This is a genomic window from Streptomyces sp. NPDC034111, from assembly GCF_055575375.1.
In genome coordinates this window covers 1-8,535 of sequence record NZ_JBVIST010000040.1, presented here as the reverse complement: position 1 = coordinate 8,535, position 8,535 = coordinate 1, and the positions used below count along the sequence as shown (strand labels likewise).

General features: G+C 71.5%; 5 protein-coding genes. 4 read left to right on the top strand and 1 reads right to left on the bottom strand.

Features of this window, described 5'->3' with window-relative positions:
- Nucleotides 1-34: 34 nt before the first annotated feature.
- Nucleotides 35-1,228, bottom strand: a complete 1,194-nt coding sequence (locus tag ACZ55A_RS37015; protein ID WP_468849485.1) for a helix-turn-helix domain-containing protein — start codon at nt 1,226-1,228, stop codon at nt 35-37.
- Between the two features lie 125 nt (nt 1,229-1,353).
- On the opposite strand from ACZ55A_RS37015, the gene ACZ55A_RS37010 reads away from it, so the two are divergent.
- The 4 genes from ACZ55A_RS37010 to ACZ55A_RS36995 all read left to right on the top strand — a co-directional run.
- The gene (locus ACZ55A_RS37010) at nt 1,354-1,962 is read left to right on the top strand and encodes a toll/interleukin-1 receptor domain-containing protein (protein WP_468849483.1); all 609 of its coding nucleotides are present in this window, start codon (nt 1,354-1,356) and stop codon (nt 1,960-1,962) included.
- A gap of 10 nt (nt 1,963-1,972) precedes the next feature.
- Nucleotides 1,973-4,198 carry an outer membrane protein assembly factor BamB family protein gene (locus ACZ55A_RS37005; protein ID WP_468849482.1) on the top strand — a complete coding sequence of 742 codons (2,226 nt, stop codon included), beginning with the start codon at nt 1,973-1,975 and terminating at the stop codon, nt 4,196-4,198.
- Between the two features lie 16 nt (nt 4,199-4,214).
- Nucleotides 4,215-4,646, top strand: a complete 432-nt coding sequence (locus tag ACZ55A_RS37000) for a hypothetical protein (RefSeq protein WP_468849480.1) — start codon at nt 4,215-4,217, stop codon at nt 4,644-4,646.
- The coding region (locus tag ACZ55A_RS36995) for an nSTAND1 domain-containing NTPase (RefSeq protein ID WP_468849478.1) at nt 4,643-8,535 on the top strand (3,893 nt) is incomplete at its 3' end. The genes ACZ55A_RS37000 and ACZ55A_RS36995, both read left to right, overlap by 4 nt.

The window sequence follows — 8,535 nt, the reverse complement described above, 5'->3', positions numbered from 1 at the left end:
CAGATCTGTCCGTACTGCCAGCCGATCGCGACTGTCAGCCGATCGCGAGGGCGGCCGATGCGTCGATGAGGGCGAGTTGGCCCGGGCTGGCTCTCCGGGTCCGGGCCTGTTCCACGAAACGGCCCAGCTCCGCGCGGACGGTGGCCGAGTCGATGCGCTTGATCACGGGCAGCGTGGCCTCGACGATCTGACAGGCGTCGTCGAGGCGGCCGACACCGGCCAGGGCTGTCGCCTGCCGAACCGCGAAGCGGGCCTGGGAGTTGCTGTCCGCCGGGACGGCCGGCCGGCGCCGGCGCTCGGCGGCGAAAAGGTCGGCGGCCAGCTCGAAGCGACGGAGGCTGAGCATGCAGGACGCCTCGATGAGCCGAGGGTTGCCGTTCTCGATGCGCGGGCCCCAGTGAGGGGTCCGGTCGCCGATGTCCTCGGCGGCGTGGCTTCTGAACCGCTCAAGTGCCTCCCGGCAGGCCCCCGCATCGCCACGGCGCGCATGCCCCTGGGCCGCGCGCCGCGCGGCGTGCGCGCGGATCACCGGGTTGGCCGCCGGGTGCCCGGCCGCCTGGTCAGCGAATCCGATCGCCGCATCGGTGTCACCGCGGTGCTGGGCGATGAACGCCTTGCGGACCAGGGCATACGCGGCCACCGTTTCGTCCCCGCCGTGTGCGCCCCAGCGGACCGCGAGATTCGTCCAGCGCAACGCCTCCGCGGGATTTCCCGCCTCTTGTGCCATCCACCCCGTGTATTCGGCGAACCTCGAGGCCAGCAGCCAGATCTCGGCACGCTGCTCGCCAACGGCGTGCGGGCCGGCGTCCGACAGGATCCGCGTGATCGACTTCATCGAAGCGGTGACGAACCTCGGTCCGGTGGATCTGCCGATGTCCTTCAGCTCCCACAGGACCCGCTCGTATCCGGCGACCACGGGGCCGGCCTCGACGACGCCCTCGGTCCGGGCGCCGCGGCGGCCGGGCCCGGCCAGCTCGATGAGTTCCCCGCCGGTGCCGAAGGCCGCGTCGCATGCCGCCGCCACAGCGGGCGTCGGGTTGCGCAACCCGCTCTCCAGATTGCAGATCTGCCCTTCGGACACGTTCGCACGCCGGGCGAACTCGCGCACGCTCCACCCCCGACGTGCCCGGAGTGTGGCCAGGACGACGCCGAAGTCGCCCGGCGGCAGACGCGTGCTGGTCGATCTCCCTGCCGAGACCGTCCCTGCCGCGCTGTCCGCCGGTTCCATACCGGCCAGCGTACGGAGCCTTGCGGCCGCTATTCAATCCCCGGCGAATAGCCACCGAGCGTTGTACTCCGCCCCTAGGGTGAGCACGATTCCTGACGTCAAGGCTTGCCAGAGAGGGGGCCATTGTGCCGCGCATCTTCCTCAGCTTTCGCAAACCGGATTCCCGGTGGATGCGAGACCGCGTCTACCGCGCGCTGTCCGACCGCTTAGGTGCCAACGAGATCTTCAAGTCGGGACAGTCGATTCCGCCCGGGGCCGATTTCGCCGAGATCCTGCGGCGGCAGGCCGCCGAGTGCGAGCTGATGTGCGTACTGATCGGGCCAGGGTGGCTCGACGCGCGGGGCGAGGACGGTGTGCGGCTCCTGGACCGGCCTCACGACTGGGTCCGCCTGGAGATCGCGACAGCTCTGCGGGCGGGAAACCGCGTCGTTCCGGTCCTTCTGGGTGACACGACGATGCTGCCCGGCGCCTCGGCGCTGCCGGCTGAGATCGCGGAGCTCGCGCGCCTGCAGTTCCTCCGCGTTCCGGAGACCCATCTGCCGGACGGGCTGGAGCACTTGGCCGACGCGGTGACCGCTCTCCTGTCCGATACCGATACCGACCCCGCTGTCGAACCCGGGCACGGCACGGCGCCGGCCGCAGATCCGGAACCATCAATGACCATGACGGCCCATGTGTCCGGCGGTGGCAGCGCCTACCAGGCGGCCCGTGATCAGACGATCAGGCTTGCGTGAGGGGCGGACGATGGATCATCCCGGAGCAGACGGTGCTCATCGGATCGGGCCGTATGCGCTGCTCGGAAGGCAGAGCACGGTCGGCGGGGGCGAAGTCTTCGCGGCCCGCACGGACGAGGGGCTACTCGTCACGGTCACGGTCGTGGGGCCCGAACTCGCCGCGGACCCGGGCTTCCGGGACCGGTTCCGAGCCGCCGTCGAGGCGGCACGGACGCTGTCCAGTGCTTTCCTCGTACCGGTGGTGGATGCCGACGCCGACGCGCCAGTTCCTTGGCTGGCGACCGAGTTCACCGCCGGACTGCCGCTCCGGCAGGCGGTGGACCGGCACGGCCCGCTGTGCGAACCGGCTCTGCGGGTGCTCGCCGACGGCCTCGCCCGGGCGCTGGCCGCACTCCACGCGGCCGGGACGGTCCACGGCGAGGTGAGCCCGGACTCGGTGCTGCTGACCATGGACGGGCCCCGCATCGCCGCCCTGGGGATCGTGGGAGCCACCGGCAGTCCGGCACCCTCACCGGCGGACGACATGTTCGACCTCGGGTCGACCGTGCTGTTCGCAGCTTCCGGAGGCGAGCCGGACACGGGCGCCCTCCCCGTGTCGCTGCGCGAGGTGATCGGCGGCTGCCTGTACCCGGAACCGCCGGACCGTCCCACCGCGGAGCAACTCGTCGACTACCTGAGGCGTCAGGACCTGCCGGCCCTAAGGGGCAGTTGGCTGCCGCCGGCGGTGACCGCCGACATGGCCGCCGCGGCCGCGGCGGTGGGATCGGTGTCCGCCGGGGGCGGCGGCCGGGGCCCGTTTCCTCCGCCGCCGGTGACCGCTGCCGGCACGGGTGTCAGCCGCCGGAAGCTGATCATCGGTCTGGCCGGGGGCGCGGCCGTACTCGGCGGAGCCGCGGCGGCACTCGCCTTCTCCGGCGACTCGTCGCCGGCACCCGACGGCCGGGCCGGCGTGCCCGGATCCACTGCGCGGCCGGCCTCTCCGTCAGGCAAGCGATCCACGTCGGCCTCCTCTGCGTCGCCGTCCTCGACGGACGGACCCGAACCGATCGTCCTGGCCGGACCCGACGCCGCCAAGGCATGGTCGGGCGCCGGGAAGCACGCCCCCACCTGCCTGGAAGCGTCCGACAAGGTGGTCATGGTGGTCACGGACACTGCCACGTCCTTCCTGGACGCCGCGACCGGAAAATCCGTGTTCCCCCAGCTGAACACGACCAACGACTTCGGCACGACCAGCGACAAGTACCCGACGGCGTACGCGGACGGAGTGTTCTACCTGCTCTGCGACACACCGAGTCAGTCAGGCCTGCTGGCTGCGTTCGACGCCGCCAGCGGGAAGGTGAAGTGGGCGACCAAGATGGCCGACGTCGATCCCGGCGGCGGCACGCGTGCGGCGATGTACATCAGCGACTATGTGGCAGTCGCGGGGAACACGGTGTACGTATGCGGGCAGTTGCTTCAGCCATCCAAATCGTTTTCGGCCAAGTCTCCGAGCACCGGCTACATCCGTGCGTTCAACGCCGCCACCGGCAAGCGACTGTGGGGGGTCAAGGGCACGGACATCAACAACGTGCTCGTGCCGCCCTCCGGTTCTCACCTGCTGGCCACCTCGGCCGTTCCGGGCAAGAAACCCGGCCGCGTCCAGATGATCGACGCAGGCAGGAAAGGCGCCCGCGGCTGGAAGGTATCCGTCCCGCACGCCGCCTACTACTTCACCACCGGCTGGCCGCTGACGTGCTACGCCGCCGGGCTGTTCCTGTTCGCCGGCAGCAACGGCGACACGCTGTTCGCCGTCGACGCGGCCACGGGCAGCGAGAAGTGGCATCAGCGCTTCGATGCGAAGAACGGGGACCAGGTCCAGATCGGCGCGCCGTTCTCCAGCCTGGACGGCGCGACCGTCTATGTACCGGTCGGCGGCGACCTGGCCGCCCTGGCCACGGCCGACGGCACGCTCCAGTGGGTCGCGAGGCTCGACGGGGCCAACGACATGGGCGGTTCCAACATGTTCAAGGCCGCCCTCAGGATTTCCGGCAAGAGCGCGCAGTGTTCGGCCGACACCGTCTTCGCCACCGACAGCGCCAAGACGCTGTGGGCCATCGACGCCGCCACCGGCAGGGCCCGGTGGAAGTACACCGACCCCGGGCAGCCGGACGTGGGGTTCCTGTGGACGGTGCGCGGCGACCACGTGTTCATCGCCTCCCACCTGACAGTGACCGCGATCGCGGCCCACGGGCGGTAAGGGACAAGGAGGAAACATGGAGACGAGTGTGGAACTCGCCGGCCTGGCATCGACGGCCGCGGCGCGCCTGATCGATCTGCTGGCGACGGACGGCTGGGCCGCGGTCAAGTCCTCGGTCCTGTCGCTGTGGCGGTCCGCGCACCCGGAGCGCGTCGAGGAGGAACTCACCGATGCGCGCGGCGAGTTGCTTGAGGCACGGCAGACGGGCGAGAGCCAGGAGCTCCAGGGGCTTCTGGTCGCCGAGTGGCAGGCCCGCCTCATCCGACTGATGGCCACGCGGCCGGACGCCGTCGACGAACTGCGCGCGCTGCTCGGCGAGGAACTGCGCGCTGCCGGAACCCCGGAACAGCAGATCACGGGCTCGATGACGCTGGAGGCACACGTCTCCGGCGGCGACGCGTTCCTGGCCGGCCGGGACATGACCGTCACCAGGGGCGGACAAGCGTGACGGAACGCAGCACCGGTGCCTCGCCCCCCGACGGGCCGCCCCTCTGGCAGCCGAAACGGCAGGAGGCGAGCGCGACCGGCGGCGGCAGCGTCTTCCAGGCCGGCCGCGACCTCCACGTTCGCCTCGGCGACGAGGGGCGCAGAACCGTGCCCGGACCCGGCGCCGACCAAGTGCTGTGCCCGTACCCGGGCTTGGCCCCGTTCGGCACGCGGCACAAGCAATGGTTCTACGGCCGTGAGCGAATGGTTCACCTCGTGTGCGAGCGGATGGACGCCCGGATGCGTGAGGGCGGCCCGCTGGTGCTCATCGGCCCCTCGGGGGCCGGGAAGTCGTCCCTGCTTGCGGCCGGGGTACTGCCGGCCCTGGACGACGGCCGGCTTCCGATGGCGGGCTCGAGCACCTGGCCGCGGCTGCTGCTGACCCCGACGGCCTCCCCGGCCCTGGCACTGGCGGCCGCCGCCGGGCTCGACGCCGAGACCGCCCGGCGCACGGCACCGGCGTGGCGGGCCGATCCCGCACGGTGCCTTGCCGAGCTGCGCGAGATCACCAGAGCTGACGATCCGGCGCCCACCGGGGAGTCCCCCTCCACGGGCCTGGTCGTCGTGGTCGACCAGTTCGAGGAGGTCTTCACGGCCTGCGGCGACGAGACCGAACGGCAGTGGCTCATCGACGTGTTCGACCGTCTGGCCCGGCCCACGGGTGGCGCGGTCGTGGTGCTGGGAGTGCGCGCGGACTTCTATGCCGCGTGCACGGCCCATCCGCAGCTCCGGGCGGCGCTCCAGGCCGGACCGGTCCTGCTGGAGCCGATGACGGAGGACGAACTCAAGGACGCGATCCGCCGCCCGGCCGGCAACGTAGGACTCGACGTCGAAGACGGCCTGGTAGAGGTGCTGCTGGCGGACCTGGGCGCGGTCGGGGGACCGGTCGGTACGAGCACCACGGGCCGGCTGCCGCTGCTCGCACACGCGCTGCGGGCCACCTGGCAGCAGCGCCACGGCCACACGCTCACCGTGGACGGATACCGCGTCACCGGCGGCATCCAGGGCGCCATCGCCACCACGGCGAACAGGCTCTACGACACCCTGCCGCCGCCCTGCCGCGAGGCCGCACGGTGGGTGTTCCTACGGCTCGTCATCGTGGGACGCGACGCCGACGACAGCCGCCGCCGCGTCCGGTACGACGAGCTGCTGCGTCACGCGCCGGACCGGGAAGCGGCCGAAAAAGTCCTGGACGACTTCACCCATGGCCGGCTGCTGACCCGGGAACAGGACGACACGGTGGTGATGACCCATGAGGTGCTCATCCGCGCCTGGCCCCGGCTGCGGGACTGGATCGAGCACGACCGCAACGGGAACCTCGTACGACAGGATCTGGAAGAGGCGGCCGCGCTCTGGGAACAGGCCGGCCGGGAGGCAGCCGCGCTGTACCGCGGCAACCGCCTGGAGGCCGCCCTCGCCTGGGCCGAAACGCACGGGCCGGAACTCAGCGGCGCCGCCCGGGCATTCCTGGCAACCTCCCGCCACCACCAACGGCGCGGGCAACGGCTCCGGCGCGGCGCGGTCGCCGCCATCACCGCCCTGGCCGTGGTCGCCTCGCTGGCCGCGGTGTTCGCCTTCAAGCAGGAGTCCAACGCCCGGGACGCCGCCGCCCAGGCCCTGCGAGCCCGCGACCAGGCCATCAACGCCGCCGTCACCTCCGCGTCCGTACAACTGGCGCCGACCGATCCCTCGCTGTCCGCTCAACTCGCGCTGACCGCCTACCGTATGGACCCGACCCCGAAGGCGGCGTCCCGGCTCATCACGACCGAGAACACACCGCTGGCCACCCGGCTTCCCGGCCCGCGCGGCGCGGTCTACACCGTGGCCTACAGCCCCGACGGGCACATGCTGGCCGCCGGGAACGTTCACCAGAGGCTCGTCCGGCTGTGGGACGTCTCCGATCCCAGCCGTCCGGTGGCGCTGGGCAAACCCGTGCCCGTGGACCGTTCCGTCAATTCGATCCTGTCGCTCGCGTTCAGCCCGGACGGCCGGGTGCTGGCCGTCGGCGGCCACACCAGCCACAACGGCGACGCCGGTTCCGGCGGATTCGTCGACCTGTGGAGCCTTACCAGCCCCAGCCACCCGGTCCTCCTCGGCCGGCCGAAGAGTCCCGCCATTCAGGGCTTGGACGCCGCGACCTCCATCGAATCGCTGGCGTTCAGTCCCGACGGCCGTACCCTGGCCGCCGGATGGCACGCCGGACTCGTCAGCCTGTGGAACGTCACCCGCCCCGACGACGTCAACCCCGCGGGAGCGCCCCTGGACCTCGACTGCCCCGACGTTTTCTCCCATCGCATCGCGTTCAGTCCCACCGGGCACACCCTGGCCGCCGCATGCGACGACGACGCCGGCACCATCAGCCTGTGGAACACCACCGACCCGGCCCACCCCGGCCGCGGCCGCTCCCTGAAGGCCGGGCATCCCGTCAACTCCCTGGCGTTCAGCCCCGACAGCCGCACCCTGGCCGCCGGATCCAGCGACAGCAAGGTCCACCTGTGGAAGGTCGCGGACCCCGGCCACCCCGCCCCCCTGGGCAAGCCGCTGACGGGCCCCGCGCAGCCCGTCATATCGGTGGCGTTCAGCCCGGACGGGCACACCCTGGCGGCCGGCAGCGCCGACCACACCATCCATCTGTGGAACGTCACCCACCCCGGGGCCATCGGCCCTCTGGGCCGGCCGCTGACCGGTCCCGGCGACGCGGTGACCGCCGTGGTGTTCAGTCCGGACAGCCGCACCCTCGCCGCCGGGAACACCGACGGCAACGTCGATCTGTGGAATCTGCCGCCGACCCGGATCATCGGCGCCGGCGGCAATGTGGCATCCGTGGCGTTCAGCCCCGACGGGCGCACCCTGGCCGCCGGAAATCAGAACAACACCGTCTCGCTGTGGAACACCGCCGACCCCGACCACCCCGCTCCCCGCGGTGCTCCGCTCACCGGCCCCAAGAACCCCGTCGACGCCGTGGCGTTCAGCCCGGACGGGCGCACCCTGGCCGCAGGCGACAGCGGCGGCACCGTCACGTTGTGGAGCACCGCCGACCCCAGCCATCCCGTTCGCCTCCGTAAGACCCTCACCGGGGCGGACGGGCTCATCTTCTCCCTGGCGTTCAGCCCCGACGGCCACACCCTGGCCGCGGCCGGCGACAACGAGCGTGGCAGGATCGTCCTGTGGGACGTCAGCGACCCCGCGAACCCCGTGTCCCACGCCACCATCTCCAATTCCGACACGTCGTCCGTCGAATCCCTGGCGTTCAACCGCGACGGCAAGTTCCTGGCGGCCGGCGGCGACGGCAGCAACGGCACCGTCGGACTGTGGAGTACGACGGACCCCGGGGTCCGCATCGGAAAGCAGATCGACCAGCCGACCGCCACCAGCACCTGGGTGGCGTTCAGCCCCGACGGACGCACACTCGCCACCGGGAACAGCCGCGGCACCATCACCCTGTGGAATGCCACCGACCCCAACCACCTCACGCGCAGAGGCAGTCCCCTGACCGTACCCGGCGGCAGCCTGTGGTCGGTGGCGTTCAGCCCGGACGGGCACACCCTCGCAGCGGCCGGCCACACCGACAACGGCACCATCAACCTGTGGAACGTCACCGATCCCGACCACCCCACCACCATCGGCCGACCGCTGACCGTGGAGACCGGATTCGTCGCCGTCCTCGCGTTCAGCCCGGACGGTCACACCCTGGCCGCCACCACCGACGACGGCGTGGCCACGCTCTGGGACCTGAACGTCGAGTCCGCCATCAGCCGTATCTGCGCCGGGAGCTCCGGCACCCTGAGCCGACAGCAATGGAGCCGATACGTTCCTCAACTGCCGTACGACCCACCCTGTGTGACCACCTA

What these genes read in the sequence shown, in the direction of transcription:
- ACZ55A_RS37005 (WP_468849482.1), top strand. Translation starts at nt 1,973, where the DNA reads ATGGATCATCCCGGAGCAGACGGTGCTCATCGGATCGGGCCGTATGCG.
- ACZ55A_RS37000 (WP_468849480.1), top strand. Translation starts at nt 4,215, where the DNA reads ATGGAGACGAGTGTGGAACTCGCCGGCCTGGCATCGACGGCCGCGGCG.
- ACZ55A_RS37015 (WP_468849485.1), bottom strand. Translation starts at nt 1,228, where the DNA reads ATGGAACCGGCGGACAGCGCGGCAGGGACGGTCTCGGCAGGGAGATCG.